The sequence below is a fragment of the Pantoea sp. ARC270 genome, assembly GCF_003236725.1.
GTDB classification, from domain to species: Bacteria; Pseudomonadota; Gammaproteobacteria; order Enterobacterales; family Enterobacteriaceae; genus Pantoea; species Pantoea anthophila.
Map to the genome: position 1 here is coordinate 76510 of NZ_PUGA01000005.1, position 15524 is coordinate 92033.

A 15524-nucleotide genomic window follows, 5' to 3' on the forward strand; every position below is an offset into this window, starting at 1 on the left:
GCTAACACTGCGCGTCATGCTTACGCCAGCAGGCCTGCCAGGCTAACATAGCCCTGAATTTACACCGACAGCCGAGCCGGTTACTCTCCGTTTCCCTGATGTTAAGGAATAGCTGATTCAATGCGTTTGTTTATTGCGGAAAAACCGAGCCTGGGACGTGCGATTGCCGATGTACTGCCGAAACCGCATCGACGGGGTGATGGATTTATTGCCTGCGGCAACGATCAGATTGTTACCTGGTGCGTAGGGCACCTGCTGGAGCAGGCGCAGCCTGACACATATGACAGCCGCTATGCACGCTGGTCGCTGGCGGACCTGCCGATTATTCCCGAAAAATGGCAGCTGCAACCGCGCCCGTCGGTCGCGAAACAGCTGAAGGTGGTCGAGGGACTACTGGCGCAGGCGACAGAAGTGGTGCATGCCGGTGACCCGGATCGCGAAGGTCAGCTGCTGGTCGATGAAGTGCTCGACTATCTGAAACTGCCCGCGGAAAAACGCAGCAAAGTGCAGCGCTGCCTGATCAACGATCTTAACCCGCAGGCGGTGGATCGGGCGGTCAACCGTCTGCGTGAGAATCGCGAATTTATTCCGCTGTGTGTTTCGGCGCTGGCTCGCGCCCGGGCAGACTGGCTCTATGGCATTAACATGACCCGCGCCTGGACACTGCTGGGGCGAAATGCAGGCTATGATGGCGTGCTGTCGGTTGGCCGGGTGCAGACCCCGGTGCTCGGGCTGGTGGTGCGGCGCGATGAAGAGATTGAAAACTTCCTGCCGAAAGAGTATTTCGAAGTTAAAGCCCACATCGTCACGCCTGATGGCACCCGGTTTGTGGCCAGCTGGATCCCCAGCGAAGCCTGTGAGCCGTGGCAGGATGAAGAGGGCCGTCTGCTCAGACGCGCCCTGGCAGATCATGTGGTGGCCCGGATTACCGGTCAGCCAGCGACGGTCACGGCCTACAGCGATAAACGGGAAAATGAGGGGGCACCACTGCCATTCTCCCTCTCCAGCCTGCAGATTGAGGCGGCAAAACGTTACGGGCTGAGTGCGCAGACGGTACTGGATACCTGTCAGCGGCTGTATGAAACCCACAAGCTGATTACCTATCCCCGTTCGGACAGCCGCTACCTGCCCGAAGAGCATTTTGCCGGGCGTCATGCAGTACTTAAGGCGATTCAGGCGCATCAGTCACTGTTGACCCCGCCCGCTGATTTCGATGCGGATCGGCGCAACCGCTGCTGGGATGATAAAAAGGTGGACGCCCACCACGCCATTATTCCGACGGCCCGCGCCGGCACGGTAAAGCTTACGGAAAACGAGCAGCATATTTATGAGCTGGTGGCGCGCCAGTATCTGATGCAGTTCTGCCCGGATGCGGTGTTCCGTAAGTGCGTCATCGACCTCGAAATTGCCGGGGGAAAATTTGTTGCGAAAGCGCGTTTCCTGGCGGAGGCGGGCTGGCGTTCACTGCTGGGCAGCAAAGAGCGTGACGAGGAGAATGACGGCATGCCGCTGCCGGTGGTGGCGAAAGGGGATTCGCTGTTGTGCGAGCGCGGCGAGGTGCTGGCGAAGCAAACCCAGCCGCCGCGTCCGTTCACCGATGCCACGCTTCTCTCTGCGATGACCGGCATTGCCCGGTTCGTTCAGGATAAAGAATTAAAGAAAGTGCTGCGTGCGACCGATGGTTTAGGAACGGAAGCGACGCGGGCTGGCATTATTGAACTGCTGTTTCGTCGTGGTTTCCTGGTGAAGAAAGGGCGATACATCAACGCGACCGAGGCCGGACGCGCCCTGATTCACTCGTTGCCCGATCTGGCTGCCCGCCCGGATATGACGGCGCAGTGGGAGTCGACACTGACCCGTATCAGCGAAAAGGCCTGTCGTTATGAGGAATTTATGCAACCGCTGGTCCAGACCTTAACCGGTCTGATCCACCAGGCGCGACAGCAGCCTGCGGCGCATGCCTTTCGGGGATTACCCTCCACCGGACAGAAGCGTCCGGTGCGCAAAACCAGACGTAAAGTGAAGGAGACGGAATGAGGCGTTACTCAGTATTGATGGTGCTGGCCCTGTCGCTGGCAACCAGCGCAGTTCAGGCCAACGGTCGCTATCAGTCGATGCCACCCGGCAATAACGGTGTGAACACCGATGTGGTAGTGGATATGCCGCCGGAAGCCTGGACGCAGGCAGAGCGACGTCAGCCAGACTGCCTGCGCTGCTGTATTTTTGAAAACCGTAACTACAGTGAAGGCGCGGTGGTGAAGTCGGAAGGGGTGCTGCTGCAGTGCGCCCGGGATGAACACTCCATCGGCACCAACAACCTGATCTGGAAGATCGTGAAATAAGTGTCGCGTGGCGCTCTGCCACGCGACCATCAGTTAAAAGCGAAACAGCGACCAGATGGGAGCGTGATCAGAGGGCTTCTCCATGCCACGGATCTCATAATCAATGCCGGTCTCAACGCAGTGTGCTGCCAGATTTTTGCTTGCCAGCACCAGATCGATGCGCAGGCCGCGATTATCATCGAAACCTTTTGAACGGTAATCAAACCAGGAGAAGCGATCGGCGACCTCCGGGTTATGTTCACGCCAGGTATCAACCAGGCCCCAGCCCAGCAGCCGATCCATCCACTCGCGCTCTTCCGGCAGGAAGGAGCATTTACCGGTTCTCAGCCAGCGCTTGCGGCTATCCTCGCCAATTCCAATATCCCGATCGGTGCTGCTGATGTTCATGTCACCCATGATCAGAACCGGTTTATCGGCAGGCAGATCTTCGGTCAGCAGACGCTGCAGGTCGCGATAGAACTTCTCTTTTGCCGGAAACTTGGTGGGATGGTCGCGGCTTTCACCCTGCGGGAAATAGCCGTTAATGACCGTGATGTCGCCGATCGGGCTGGGAATTTCCGCCATGATCAACCGGCGCTGTGCCTCTTCATCCTCTCCCGGAAAGCCCCGGCTCACTGAAACCGGCTGCATTCTGGTGAGCAGTGCCACGCCGTAGTGGCCTTTCTGACCGTGATAGAAAACGTGATAACCCAGCTTTGCGACCTCTTCCAGCGGGAACATTTCGTCATGGACTTTGGTTTCCTGTAAGCCAATGACATCGGGCTGATGCTGTTCAACCAGCGCCTGAAGCTGATGAGGGCGGGCGCGCAACCCATTGATGTTGAATGAAACAAATTTCATGAGGTCAACCATGGTTCAGAAAATGAGAGGCGGTGATGGTAGCGATTTTTACTGAAAAAGTCATGGCAGAAGAGGGGGCAGAACGTTTGAAAACGTGTAGGTGCTCTGTTAGCAGGGAGTTCTCATCCCTCTCCCCGCAGAACAGGAAGCTGATGTATCGATTTGGGGAAAGTGTGCTGAATGCAGGATGGTGGTGGGAGAAGGATGATTCGGCGCGTTGCGCCTCACCCTGCGGGCCGCGCTGAAGCGCGTTGTCTCGCGATGCTCGACCCGAACCTTAGTCGAAGGTTCTCATCCCTCTCCCCGCAGAACAGGAAGCTGATGCATCGATTTGGGGGAAATGTGCTGAATGCAGGATGGTGGTGGGAGAAGGATTCGAACCTTCGAAGTCTGTGACGGCAGATTTACAGTCTGCTCCCTTTGGCCGCTCGGGAATCCCACCGGGGATAATGCTGGCTTGAGGCGTATTCAGATTCAGATGGTGGTGGGAGAAGGATTCGAACCTTCGAAGTCTGTGACGGCAGATTTACAGTCTGCTCCCTTTGGCCGCTCGGGAATCCCACCATGGCCTGAATCTTTCACTCTCAAAGCGGGGCGCATCATACCAAATGCGATAAGGGTGTAAAGCGCCCACTGGCAAAACAGGAACTGTTTGCCCACTTTTTACGCGTAGCGCTGAATCCACAGTCAATTCAGCGCGCTGGCTGATTAAAGAATAATCGTACGGTTGCCGTAAACGAAGACGCGCTGCCCCAGCACTTTATAGAGGGCGTTGCTCAGCACGTTTTTTTCGACGTCACGACCTGCACGCATCATCTCGTCAGCGGTATAGCTGTGATCGACATTAATCACATCCTGCATGATGATCGGGCCTTCATCGAGATTGTCATTCACGTAGTGCGCGGTGGCACCAATGATTTTCACGCCACGCTCGTAGGCCTGATGATAAGGCCGGGCACCGATAAAGGCAGGCAGGAAAGAGTGGTGAATGTTAATAATCTGGTTCGGGAAGCGCTGCACAAAGGCAGGGGTCAGGACGCGCATATATTTCGCCAGCACCACATAATCGGGCTGATAGCGGTCAATCTCTTCCACCATGCGGTTATCGTGCTCTTCCCGCGTCAGTCCCTCGTGACTCACCAGAACGAAGGGAATATCAAACCGCTCAACCAGCGAACGCAGCGTGTCATGGTTACCAATGACCGCGGCAATCTCCATATCCAGACCGCCAAACGCGCTCTTCATTAACAGGTCGCCCAGGCAGTGCGCCTCTTTGGTGACCAGAATCACCACGCGACGGCGGCCGGCGCTGTGCAGTTCACGCACTGACCCCTGGGGCAGGGCGCTGTCGAGATCGGCCAGCAGGGTGTTGTCGTTGAAGATGCCTTCCAGCTCGGTACGCATGAAAAAACGCCCGGTGCGATGATCAACAAACTCATTGTTCTGCACGATATTGAGTTCGTGCTTGTAACAAATATTGGTGATTTTGGCGATCAGACCTTTTGCATCGGGACAAATGGTTCGTAAAACTTTTCTTTGCATGGTTTGCGCTTGCATCTCAATCAGAGTCCTGTCAAAGCATTAGGGGTTAAACTGCGGGCTCAGCCTTCAGCTCAACCACAACATTTTTTGTATTTCTTATCACTGCCGCACGGGCAACGATCGTTGCGCCCAACGGGCGGCACGGAACCGTCAACATAGTACCAGCGTTGATCCTCGCGAAGAAAGCGGGAACACTCATGAATGGCATGAATGTTCGTTTTCTCGCGGTATCGCGCAAAAAAAGTCACGAACGCTTCATTATCATGGCTTCCATGATTACAACGGGTTACATTCAGACTAAGCCACTCGGTACCGGAAAAACTTTCAGATAAAAGCCCTGACATCTCCGGATGACGTTTGTCAGGATGCCAGGTCGCGACCAGATATTCGGCATTGTGCTTAACATAGGCACAATAGCGGGAGCGCATAAGTTGTTCAGCCGTAACAGGAATCTGGTTACCCTGCAGAAAGGGCTCGCAACATACGCTATACTGCTGTCCGCTACAACATGGGCAGGTTTCTGACACATTAGCTCCCGAAAATGATGAGTCGGTTTCATAAGCGCGCTATGTTAGCTGACCCCACGCTGTGACGCTACGTATTGACGGCAGGACCAGATACAAATGAGAAAGGTAAAAATAGGATTGGCGCTGGGGGCCGGCGCAGCGAAAGGATGGGCGCACATTGGCGTGATCAACGCACTGGAGCGTGCGGGTATCGGGATCGACGTCGTGGCGGGTTGCTCTGTCGGCGCGCTAGTCGGGTCAGCCTATGTGAATAACCGGCTGCCGCTGATGGAAAAGTGGGTCAGTGCGTTTCGCTACTGGGATGTGATCCGGCTGATGGATGTCTCCTGGCAACGGGGCGGACTGCTGCGCGGTGAGCGGGTCTTTAACCATGTGCGTCAGCTGATCCCCAATGATGCGATAGAGCAGTGCAGTAAACCTTTCGGCGTGGTGGCCACCAATCTCAGCACGGGGCGGGAGCTCTGGCTGACGGAGGGTGATCTGCATCAGGCGGTTCGCGCTTCCTGCAGTATGCCAGGTTTATTACCGCCGGTGGGCTACAATGGGTATTGGCTGGTGGATGGTGCCGTCGTCAATCCGGTGCCGATCTCACTGACCCGCGCGCTGGGTGCAGACATTGTGATTGCGGTTGACCTGCAGCATGACGCGCATTTAATGCAGCAGGATCTGTTTTCCGTTACGCCTAAAAATAGTGAAGAAGAAGCCGCTGCAGCGGCATTGAGTTGGGGTGGAAAGCTGCGTCAGCGACTGGTGAGTTTCACCCAGCGCCGTGCGTCTCAGTCACCGGGTGCGATGGAGATTATGTCAACCTCTATCCAGGTGCTGGAAAATCGCCTGAAGCGCAACCGTATGGCAGGCGATCCACCCGATGTTTTAATACAGCCGGTCTGTCCGCAGATTTCAACGCTGGACTTTCATCGGGCTGAAGAGGCCATTGAGGCAGGCAGGGCCGCCGTGGAAAAGAAAATGGATGAACTGTTACCACTGGTCCGTGGCAGATAATCAGGTTGTTCATTCAAAACGGTGACTTTACGCAATTCTGAAGGCGCAACTGCGTTTTATGAACCACTATTGAATTATCTGGCAGGCAGGGGGAAAGAATGGAAAAACCACTACTCGGCAAAAAGATACTCATTGTCGAAGATGAGGCTGTTTTCCGTTCGTTGCTGGACCAATTTTTGTTATCGATGGGTGCTGTAACGTTAAAAGCGGAAGATGGACTGGAAGCAATTGCACAACTACAACAGCATACTGTCGACCTGATCATCAGCGATCTCGAAATGCCCCGTATGAGCGGCATTCAGTTTGTTGAGCACATTCGTACCCGCGGTAACGTTGTGCCGATTTTGATTATCTCAGCGACAGAAAATATGTCTGACATCGCACATGTGCTGCGCCTTGGCGTGCAGGATGTGCTGCTTAAGCCACTGAAAAATCTGGAACGATTCCGCGAAGCGGTCTATGAATGTCTCTATCCCTCCATGTTCACCTCAAAGGTGGAAGAGGATGAGCAGCTGTTTCAGGACTGGGATGCCCTGGTCCGCGACCCGAAAGCGGCTGCCAAACTGCTCAAACAACTCCAGCCGCCGGTGCAACAGACCGTCGCCAACTGCCGGGTCAACTATCGTCAGCTGACGATGGCCGAACAGCCGGGCCTGGTGCTCGACATTGCGGCGCTCTCTGAAAAGGACCTGGCCTTCTACTGTCTGGACGTCACCCGTGCGGGTGATAATGGCGTGCTGGCCGCTCTGCTGCTGCGTGCGCTGTTTAACGGCCTGCTTCAGGAGCAGCTCTCCGGGCAAAAACAGCGTCTGCCGGAACTTAACGGGCTGCTCAGACAGGTCAATCTGCTGCTGCGCCAGGCGAACCTCAGCGGCCAGTTCCCTCTGCTGGTGGGCTACTATCATCGGGGTCTGAAAAATTTGATCCTGGTCTCGGCCGGATTAAATGCCACGCTTCACGTTGATACCCATCAGATTCAGCTTAGTAATGGTGTTCCCCTTGGCACTATGGGTAGCACCCACCTCAATCAAATCAGTCAACGCGCAGACAACTGGCAGTGCCACGTCTGGGGCGCGGGTGGTCGCATTCGGCTGATGCTGTCAGCAGAAGAATAAACGGCAAAAATGGAAAGATTCTGGCGCTGAGGACAGGGCCAGAACTTAGCTTTACAGTTGGGTAATAGTCTTAATTTCGACGGATTGATGCCTTCCAGGATAAATCCGTTCGATACTAACTGATATACTCATTTTCGATTTTAAACCGACATATCAAGTATTAACTTGAACGGCCTATGAGAGAGGTAACTTAATGTCTGCCAATAATACCAAAGTAAAAAAAGCGGTAATCCCGGTCGCGGGTTTGGGTACGCGTATGCTCCCGGCCACCAAAGCGATTCCAAAAGAGATGTTACCGCTGGTTGATAAGCCGTTAATCCAGTATGTCGTTAACGAGTGTATCGCTGCAGGCATCAACGAGATTGTGCTGGTTACGCATTCATCTAAAAATGCCATCGAAAACCATTTTGATACCAGCTTCGAACTGGAATCTATGCTGGAAAAACGTGTTAAGCGTCAGCTGCTGGATGAAATCCAGTCAATCTGCCCGCCACACGTGACCATCATGCAGGTTCGTCAGGGTATCGCGAAAGGCCTGGGCCACGCAGTGATGTGTGCACACCCACTGATCGGTAACGAGCCGTTTGCCGTTATCCTGCCAGACGTCATCATCGACGAATATGAATCTAACCCAACCAAAGATAACCTGGCCGAGATGCTGACCCGTTATGAAGAGTCAGGCCGCAGCCAGATTATGGTTGAGCCGGTTGCCGATGTAACCGCTTACGGTGTTGTCGATTGCCAGGGCGCAGAACTGAACCCAGGCGACAGCGCACCAATGGTGGGTGTGGTTGAGAAACCAAAAGCGACCGAAGCGCCATCTAACCTGGCGGTCGTAGGTCGTTATGTTCTGTCTGCAGACATCTGGCCTCTGCTGGCGAAGACGCCTCCGGGTGCGGGCGGCGAAGTTCAGCTGACCGACTCTATCGCCATGCTGATGGAAAAAGAGACCGTTGAAGCTTATCACCTGAAAGGCGTAAGCCATGACTGTGGTAACAAACTGGGCTACATGCAGGCTTTCGTTGAGTACGGTGTTCGTCATCCGGTATTGGGCAAAGATTTCTCTGAATGGCTCGATAGCGCAGTTGGCAACAAAAAGTAATTTATAAACACAGGATAACTCGATGAAAGTCACTGTATTTGGTATCGGCTATGTCGGTCTGGTTCAGGCTGCGGTGTTAGCCGAAGTCGGACATGACGTTCTCTGCATTGATGTCGACGCAAACAAAGTCGAAAATCTGAAAAAAGGCATCATTCCTATTTTCGAACCAGGTTTAACCCCGCTGGTAATGTCCAATTACGAAGCGGGTCGTCTGAAGTTCAGCACTGATGCTGCACAGGGCGTAAACCATGGTGTTATGCAGTTTATTGCAGTAGGTACACCACCGGATGAAGACGGCTCTGCCGATCTGAAATATGTGACCGCCGTAGCGCGCACCATTGCGCAGCATATGAACGATCACAAAGTGGTTATCGACAAATCAACCGTACCGGTTGGCACAGCAGACAAAGTTCGTGCGGTGATGGCGGAAACGCTGAAATCGCGTGACGCCAACATCACCTTTGATGTGGTGTCGAACCCGGAATTCCTGAAAGAAGGTGCGGCAGTGAATGACTGCATGCGTCCTGAGCGCATCGTTGTCGGTACCGACAACGATGACGTGGTCGAGCTGTTACGCGAGCTTTATGAGCCGTTTAACCGCAACCACGATCGCATGATCATGATGGATATCCGCAGCGCAGAGCTGACCAAGTATGCAGCAAACTGCATGCTGGCGACCAAAATCAGCTTCATGAATGAGATGTCCAACCTGGCTGAACGTTTAGGCGCGGATATTGAAAAAGTACGCCAGGGCATCGGTTCCGATCCCCGTATCGGCTACCACTTCATCTATCCTGGCTGTGGCTACGGTGGCTCCTGCTTCCCGAAAGATGTGCAGGCGTTAATCCGTACAGCGGAGTCTATTGGCTATCAGCCACGTCTGTTGCAGGCTGTGGAAGATGTCAATGACAACCAGAAAAACAAGCTGCCAACCTTCATCAAACGCCATTTTGGCGACGATCTGAAGGGTAAGACGTTTGCTCTCTGGGGCCTGTCATTTAAGCCGAACACTGACGACATGCGTGAAGCCTCCAGCCGTGTGCTGATGGAAACGCTGTGGGAAGCAGGCGCGTCTGTTCAGGCGTTTGACCCGGAAGCAATGGATGAAGCGCAGCGTATCTATGGTCACCGTAGCGATCTTAAGCTGATGGGAACCAAAGAAGCGGCACTGCAGGGCGCAGACGGTCTGGTCATCTGTACGGAGTGGCAGAACTTCCGTGCACCAGACTTCGACGTTATCAAAAATGCGCTGAAAGAAGCCGTGATTTTTGATGGTCGTAACCTGTATGATCCAGAGCGTATCAGCAAACGCGGTTTCGTTTATTATGCAATCGGCCGCGGAGCGTCTATTCAAACTGCATAATTAACGAGGGATTTATGAACTTTCTGGTCACCGGCGCCGCAGGCTTTATTGGTTTTCATGTCAGTCAGCGTCTGCTGGCCGCCGGTCACCAGGTTGTCGGTATCGACAACCTGAATGATTATTACGACGTAAATCTCAAGCGTGCCCGTCTCGATTTAATTAATGCTGAACCTGGCTTTACTTTTATCGAGCGGGATCTGGCCGACCGTGACGCGATAGCGTCACTGTTCGGGCAGTATAATTTTCAGCGCGTTATTCATCTTGGCGCGCAGGCTGGCGTCCGCTACTCCATCGAAAATCCCCATGCTTATGCAGACTCCAATCTGACAGGTCACCTCAATATTCTTGAAGGCTGCCGTCATCATAAAATTGAACATCTGCTCTACGCGTCGTCGAGTTCCGTTTATGGCCTGAATCGTAAGATGCCGTTCTCAACGGACGACAGTGTGGATCATCCTGTCTCTTTATATGCAGCGACGAAGAAAGCGAATGAGTTAATGTCTCATACTTACTCGCACCTTTATCAGCTGCCGACCACTGGATTACGCTTCTTCACCGTCTATGGCCCGTGGGGCCGTCCGGATATGGCCCTCTTTAAATTCACCCGCGCAATGATTGCCGGTGAGGCGATTGATGTCTATAACCAGGGCCAGATGAAGCGCGACTTTACCTATATTGATGACATTGCTGAAGCGATTGTGCGTCTGCAGGATGTCATTCCGCAGCAGGACGATCACTGGACGGTTGAATCGGGATCGCCAGCAACCAGTTCAGCACCGTATCGTGTTTATAATATCGGTAACAGTCAGCCGGTAACGCTGATGAGCTATATTGAGGCGATTGAGAAAGCACTGGGGATGACCGCGAAGAAAAATCTGATGCCGATGCAGCCCGGTGATGTGCTGGAAACCAGTGCCGACACCGAAGCCCTGTTTAAGGCGATTGGTTTTAAACCTCAGACCAGTGTGGAGGAGGGCGTAAAGCGCTTCGTTGACTGGTATCGTGATTTCTATCGCGTCTGAATAAAAAAGGAAGCGTACGCTTCCTTTTTTTTATTCCACCTCAGGCTGCCCGTCGGGCAGCAAAATAACGCGCCGTTACAGTAAAAAATCGTCCAGCTTTTTACCCTCTTCTTCCAGCGCTTTTTTAATTATGGCTGGCGTGCGGCCCTGACCGGTCCAGGTCTTTGACTCACCTTTTTCATCGGTATAACCATATTTAGCCGGACGCACCGAACGTTTGCTTTTTGCTGTCGCGCGGGTATCAGTCAGCATGCTGACCAGCTCAGAAGGGTCAATACCATCAGCCAGCAGCATTTCACGATACTGATTCAGCTTGCGCGCGCGCTCTTCATTTTCAGCCTGGAAATGCGACTCTTCTTCGCGACGTTCTTTTACCACTACGTCCAGTTTTTCCAGCATCTCTTCCAGTGTTTCAATGGAATACTCTCTGGCCTGGGCGCGCAGCGTACGAATATTATTAAGAACTTTTAGTGCTTCGCTCATTGTCCTGGTCTCTGAATAAGGGAGAAGTTGTGTTGCCCGCTAATAGTAGTGGTGACATTAAATAACTTCAATCACAAACGTATTTCTTCAGCGAATAAAATGAAAATTAAAAAATAATGTTCATCATAAAAAATCAAAGCGATGCCCGGAAGAAATAATCTCCCCTCTGTCGTTATGAAATAAATTTAATGTATTTAAGTTGCTGCGAATAATGTCATCTCTTTTATTGCGGTTAAAATAAGAAAAACCTATTTCACTCTGCGACAGAGCTCATCGGCACTGGAAACGGTTCCTGATGAAAATTCCGGCTATCTGTCAGTCATTCTCCCTCTCTCAGCAGCAATGCATGGGCTGTGCTTTGTGATAATATGCGCACCATTCTGTTCAGTCCTGATGAAGATACGCTCCTATGGCCCAACTCTATTTCTATTACTCTGCAATGAACGCAGGGAAATCGACCGCACTGTTACAATCCTCCTATAACTATCAGGAGCGGGGCATGCGCTCGCTGGTCTTCACTGCCGAAATCGACAACCGTTTTGGTGCCGGTCAGGTAAGCTCACGTATCGGACTCTCGTCACCAGCCTTGCTCTATAATGCCGATACCGCGCTGTTCAGCGACATTGCGGCGGAACATGCCGCACAGCCTATTCACTGCGTGCTGGTCGATGAGAGCCAGTTTCTCACCCGTGAGCAGGTCAAAGCGCTCTCTGATGTGGTCGACGATCTTGATATTCCGGTGCTCTGCTATGGCCTGCGTACCGATTTTCGCGGCGAACTCTTTGTTGGCAGTCAGTATCTGCTGGCGTGGGCCGATAAGCTGGTCGAACTCAAAACCATCTGTCACTGTGGCCGCAAGGCCAGCATGGTGCTGCGACTGGACAGCGAAGGGAAGCCTTTCAGTGAAGGTGAGCAGGTAGTCATCGGGGGGAATGAACGCTACATCTCGGTCTGCCGTAAGCACTATAAACAGGCCATAGAGCAGGGCTCGCTGCAGGCGATTCACGGCGCACATACGCCCGTCATCTGACACGTTTTTCAGCCAGTAAAAACCCGCCGCGGCGGGTTTTTTTATCAGGTTATCAGAACGGTACTATCAGACTTTCTTCGCTTTCTTCTCCGCTTTAACTTCTTTTACCGGCTGTTCAGCGACCGCTTCGGCAACGCTTGAGAAAGGTTCGACAAACTCACGGCCGTAGTAGGTGTCGAGCATAATCTGTTTCAGCTCGGCAATCAGCGGATAGCGTGGGTTTGCGCCGGTACACTGGTCATCAAACGCATCATCGGCCAGCTTATCGACTTTGGCCAGGAAGTCCGCTTCCTGCACGCCAGCTTCGCGGATAGAGGTCGGAATGCCAAGCTCGGTTTTGATCTCATCCAGCCAGGCCAGCAGCTTCTCAATTTTCTGCGCGGTGCGGTCGCCAGGGGCGCTCAGGCCCAGGTGGTCAGCAACTTCCGCGTAGCGACGGCGCGCCTGTGGGCGGTCATACTGGCTGAACGCGGTCTGCTTGGTCGGGTTGTCATTTGCGTTGTAGCGGATGACGTTCGAGATTAACAGGGCGTTAGCCAGACCGTGCGGAATATGAAACTCTGAACCCAGCTTATGCGCCATGGAGTGACAGACCCCAAGGAAGGCGTTAGCAAAGGCGATACCGGCGATAGTGGCCGCATTGTGAACACGTTCGCGCGCCACCGGATTTCTGGCACCTTCCGCGTAGCTGGCGGGCAGGTTCTCTTTCAGCAGTTTCAGTGCCTGCAGTGCCTGGCCGTCTGAGTATTCATTCGCCAGCACAGACACATAGGCTTCCAGCGCATGGGTAACCGCATCCAGGCCGCCGAAGGCGCAGAGTGAGCGGGGCATTTCCATCACCAGGTTAGCATCGACAATCGCCATATCCGGGGTCAGCGCATAGTCAGCGAGAGGATATTTCTGGCCTGTCGCATCATCGGTGACGACGGCAAACGGTGTCACTTCTGAACCGGTGCCGGATGTGGTGGTGATGGCCACCATGCGCGCCTTGACGCCCATTTTCGGGAACTTGTAGATACGTTTACGGATATCCATGAAGCGCAGTGCCAGCTCTTCAAAGTGGGTTTCCGGATGTTCATACATCACCCACATGATTTTCGCTGCGTCCATCGGGGAGCCGCCACCCAGCGCGATGATCACGTCCGGTTTAAAGCTGTTCATCTGCTCGGCACCTTTACGCACAATGCTCAGCGTCGGATCGGCTTCCACTTCAAAGAAGACTTCCGTTTCAATACCGTGTGATTTCAGAACGCGGGTGACCTGATCGGCATAACCGTTATTGAACAGGAAGCGGTCAGTCACGATAAAGGCCCGTTTCGCGCCGTCCGTTGCCACCTCTTCCAGCGCAATGGGCAGGGAACCGCGACGGAAGTAGATAGATTTAGGAAGTTTATGCCACAACATATTCTCAGCTCGCTTGGCGACAGTTTTGGTGTTGATAAGGTGTTTCGGACCGACGTTCTCTGAAATCGAGTTGCCGCCCCAGGAACCACAACCCAGCGTCAGAGAGGGGGCCAGTTTGAAGTTGTAGAGGTCCCCGATACCGCCCTGAGAAGCGGGCGTATTGATCAGAATACGCGCGGTTTTCATCCTGTCGCCAAAGTAGTGCACACGTTCGGTCTGGTTATCCTGGTCGGTATAGAGGCACGAGGTGTGGCCGATACCGCCCATGGCGACCAGTTTTTCTGCTTTATCTACCGCGTCGTTGAAATCTTTCGCCCGGTACATTGCGAGGGTTGGCGAAAGTTTTTCATGGGCAAAGGGTTCAGATTCGTCCACCAGCTTCACTTCGCCAATCAGGATTTTGGTGCTGGGTGGCACGCTGATGCCTGCCATCTCCGCAATTTTGAACGCGGGCTGGCCGACGATGGCGGCATTCAGACCGCCGTTTTTCAGAATGATATTCTGTACCGCGCTCAGCTCCGCGCCCTGCAGCAGGTAACCGCCGTGGCTGGCAAAACGCTCACGCACTGCGTTGTAGACCGCATCAACCACGATGACCGACTGTTCCGACGCGCAGATCACCCCGTTATCAAAGGTCTTGGACATCAGAATCGAGGCGACGGCCCGTTTCAGGTCGGCGGTTTCATCAATCACCACTGGCGTATTACCGGCACCGACGCCGATGGCGGGTTTACCGGAGCTGTAGGCCGCTTTCACCATGCCCGGACCGCCAGTGGCGAGGATCAGGTTAATGTCAGGGTGGTGCATCAGCTGGTTTGACAGTTCAACGGAGGGGGCATCGATCCAGCCGATAATATCTTTTGGCGCACCGGCTGCAATGGCAGCCTGCAGCACGATGTCCGCCGCTTTGTTGGTAGCATCTTTGGCACGGGGGTGTGGCGAGAAGATAATACCGTTGCGGGTTTTCAGGCTGATTAACGCTTTAAAGATGGCGGTAGAGGTGGGGTTAGTCGTCGGCACAATACCGCAAATCAGACCAATAGGTTCGGCGATAGTGATGGTGCCGAAGGTGTCATCGGTGGCTAACACACCGCAGGTCTTTTCATCTTTATAGGCGTTGTAGATATATTCTGACGCAAAATGATTTTTAATGACTTTGTCTTCGACAATGCCCATGCCGGATTCGGCAACGGCCATTCTGGCGAGAGGAATACGAGCGTCTGCGGCGGCGAGGGCGGCGGCACGGAAAATGGCGTCGACCTGCTGTTGAGAAAAATTGGCATATTCACGCTGGGCTTTTTTTACACGTTCAACCAGTGCATTGAGTTCAGCGACATTCGTAACGGCCATGGTGTTCTCCTGAGGAAGTTAAACTTTTTTAGTAAACAATCCTGCGCCCTGAGTATAGTCACGCTGTCATAACGCGTCCGATCGGCCCGGAATGCATGGATTTTCAACTGTTTACTAAAAGAGTCTTGTCAGGCAGTCCGTCAGATTTTCATTGAGACTGCTAATACTTCCGTTACGAAAAGATTACCTGGTTTGGGGTAGGGTAATTTTGATGCAAATCAATTTAACCCCAAGCTGACACCTTTCAGCCGGGCTTTTTGCGCCACCTTGTTTCGAATCTGTTTGCACCATGTAAGCCGGCTTGCCATAGCGACAAAATCCAGTCTCATTCGGAACGCTGGGGGATTCCGCTATGGGTTCCGCCTTAAGTGGCATAAATAGCGGCGTATGCATCTGGCGTCT

At 53.4% G+C, this 15524-nt stretch carries 13 protein-coding genes, 2 tRNA genes and 1 other RNA gene; 8 read left to right on the forward strand and 8 right to left on the reverse strand.

From position 1 onward, the window contains the following. Window positions 1-120: 120 nt before the first annotated feature. Both CKF42_RS03815 and CKF42_RS03820 read left to right on the forward strand, forming a co-directional pair. Window positions 121-2037 (forward strand): DNA topoisomerase III, encoded by a 1917-nt coding sequence (locus CKF42_RS03815; protein ID WP_111207575.1) that lies wholly within the window; start codon window positions 121-123, stop codon window positions 2035-2037. Beyond that, window positions 2034-2342 carry a YnjH family protein gene (locus CKF42_RS03820; protein ID WP_009089895.1) on the forward strand — a complete coding sequence of 103 codons (309 nt, stop codon included), beginning with the start codon at window positions 2034-2036 and terminating at the stop codon, window positions 2340-2342. The genes CKF42_RS03815 and CKF42_RS03820 overlap by 4 nt, the downstream gene beginning before the upstream one ends. Before the next feature lie 33 nt (window positions 2343-2375). On the opposite strand, the gene xthA is transcribed toward CKF42_RS03820, so the two are convergent. The 6 genes from xthA to CKF42_RS03850 all read right to left on the reverse strand — a co-directional run bounded on the left by xthA (window position 2376) and on the right by CKF42_RS03850 (window position 5251). After that, window positions 2376-3182 carry an exodeoxyribonuclease III gene (gene xthA / locus CKF42_RS03825; RefSeq protein WP_058957284.1) on the reverse strand — a complete coding sequence of 269 codons (807 nt, stop codon included), beginning with the start codon at window positions 3180-3182 and terminating at the stop codon, window positions 2376-2378. A 188-nt stretch (window positions 3183-3370) separates the two neighbouring features. Beyond that, window positions 3371-3498, reverse strand: a non-coding RNA gene (locus CKF42_RS03830) — RtT sRNA. A gap of 41 nt (window positions 3499-3539) precedes the next feature. Continuing rightward, window positions 3540-3624, reverse strand: a tRNA-Tyr gene (locus tag CKF42_RS03835). Between the two features lie 37 nt (window positions 3625-3661). Then, window positions 3662-3746 (reverse strand) — tRNA-Tyr (locus CKF42_RS03840). Between the two features lie 144 nt (window positions 3747-3890). Next, on the reverse strand, window positions 3891-4739 hold the full coding sequence (gene purU / locus CKF42_RS03845) for a formyltetrahydrofolate deformylase (protein ID WP_009089897.1): 849 nt from the start codon (window positions 4737-4739) through the stop codon (window positions 3891-3893). A gap of 56 nt (window positions 4740-4795) precedes the next feature. Beyond that, window positions 4796-5251, reverse strand: a complete 456-nt coding sequence (locus tag CKF42_RS03850) for a YchJ family protein (RefSeq protein ID WP_072215524.1) — start codon at window positions 5249-5251, stop codon at window positions 4796-4798. A gap of 96 nt (window positions 5252-5347) precedes the next feature. On the opposite strand from CKF42_RS03850, the gene rssA reads away from it, so the two are divergent. From rssA to CKF42_RS03875, 5 genes are all read left to right on the forward strand, one after another. Next, window positions 5348-6253: a patatin-like phospholipase RssA gene (gene rssA, locus CKF42_RS03855; RefSeq protein ID WP_009089899.1), complete on the forward strand. Its 906-nt coding sequence runs from the start codon at window positions 5348-5350 to the stop codon at window positions 6251-6253. A gap of 98 nt (window positions 6254-6351) precedes the next feature. Beyond that, window positions 6352-7368: a two-component system response regulator RssB gene (gene rssB / locus CKF42_RS03860; RefSeq protein ID WP_009089900.1), complete on the forward strand. Its 1017-nt coding sequence runs from the start codon at window positions 6352-6354 to the stop codon at window positions 7366-7368. Window positions 7369-7561: 193 nt separating this feature from the next. Continuing rightward, window positions 7562-8470 carry a UTP--glucose-1-phosphate uridylyltransferase GalU gene (gene galU / locus CKF42_RS03865; protein WP_009089901.1) on the forward strand — a complete coding sequence of 303 codons (909 nt, stop codon included), beginning with the start codon at window positions 7562-7564 and terminating at the stop codon, window positions 8468-8470. Between the two features lie 22 nt (window positions 8471-8492). Beyond that, window positions 8493-9833: a UDP-glucose/GDP-mannose dehydrogenase family protein gene (locus tag CKF42_RS03870; protein ID WP_046101926.1), complete on the forward strand. Its 1341-nt coding sequence runs from the start codon at window positions 8493-8495 to the stop codon at window positions 9831-9833. Window positions 9834-9847: 14 nt separating this feature from the next. Continuing rightward, window positions 9848-10855, forward strand: coding sequence for an NAD-dependent epimerase (locus tag CKF42_RS03875; protein ID WP_009089903.1), 1008 nt, complete (start codon window positions 9848-9850; stop codon window positions 10853-10855). A gap of 75 nt (window positions 10856-10930) precedes the next feature. Here CKF42_RS03875 and hns read toward each other — a convergent pair whose 3' ends face one another. After that, complete coding sequence (gene hns, locus CKF42_RS03880; RefSeq protein ID WP_058958169.1) at window positions 10931-11338, reverse strand: histone-like nucleoid-structuring protein H-NS; 408 nt, start codon at window positions 11336-11338, stop codon at window positions 10931-10933. Between the two features lie 409 nt (window positions 11339-11747). On the opposite strand from hns, the gene tdk reads away from it, so the two are divergent. Further along, window positions 11748-12368, forward strand: a complete 621-nt coding sequence (gene tdk / locus CKF42_RS03885) for a thymidine kinase (protein ID WP_111207576.1) — start codon at window positions 11748-11750, stop codon at window positions 12366-12368. Between the two features lie 66 nt (window positions 12369-12434). On the opposite strand, the gene adhE is transcribed toward tdk, so the two are convergent. Next, entirely contained in the window at window positions 12435-15122 is a 2688-nt protein-coding gene (gene adhE / locus CKF42_RS03890) for a bifunctional acetaldehyde-CoA/alcohol dehydrogenase (RefSeq protein ID WP_058958170.1), read from the reverse strand. Between the last annotated feature and the right edge of the window lie 402 nt (window positions 15123-15524).

Excerpts from the sequence above, each read along its gene's own strand:
- CKF42_RS03815 (WP_111207575.1), top strand. The coding sequence starts at position 121 with ATGCGTTTGTTTATTGCGGAAAAACCGAGCCTGGGACGTGCGATTGCC.
- CKF42_RS03820 (WP_009089895.1), top strand. The coding sequence starts at position 2,034 with ATGAGGCGTTACTCAGTATTGATGGTGCTGGCCCTGTCGCTGGCAACC.
- xthA (WP_058957284.1), bottom strand. The coding sequence starts at position 3,182 with ATGAAATTTGTTTCATTCAACATCAATGGGTTGCGCGCCCGCCCTCAT.
- purU (WP_009089897.1), bottom strand. The coding sequence starts at position 4,739 with ATGCAAGCGCAAACCATGCAAAGAAAAGTTTTACGAACCATTTGTCCC.
- rssA (WP_009089899.1), top strand. The coding sequence starts at position 5,348 with ATGAGAAAGGTAAAAATAGGATTGGCGCTGGGGGCCGGCGCAGCGAAA.
- rssB (WP_009089900.1), top strand. The coding sequence starts at position 6,352 with ATGGAAAAACCACTACTCGGCAAAAAGATACTCATTGTCGAAGATGAG.
- galU (WP_009089901.1), top strand. The coding sequence starts at position 7,562 with ATGTCTGCCAATAATACCAAAGTAAAAAAAGCGGTAATCCCGGTCGCG.
- CKF42_RS03870 (WP_046101926.1), top strand. The coding sequence starts at position 8,493 with ATGAAAGTCACTGTATTTGGTATCGGCTATGTCGGTCTGGTTCAGGCT.
- CKF42_RS03875 (WP_009089903.1), top strand. The coding sequence starts at position 9,848 with ATGAACTTTCTGGTCACCGGCGCCGCAGGCTTTATTGGTTTTCATGTC.
- hns (WP_058958169.1), bottom strand. The coding sequence starts at position 11,338 with ATGAGCGAAGCACTAAAAGTTCTTAATAATATTCGTACGCTGCGCGCC.
- tdk (WP_111207576.1), top strand. The coding sequence starts at position 11,748 with ATGGCCCAACTCTATTTCTATTACTCTGCAATGAACGCAGGGAAATCG.
- adhE (WP_058958170.1), bottom strand. The coding sequence starts at position 15,122 with ATGGCCGTTACGAATGTCGCTGAACTCAATGCACTGGTTGAACGTGTA.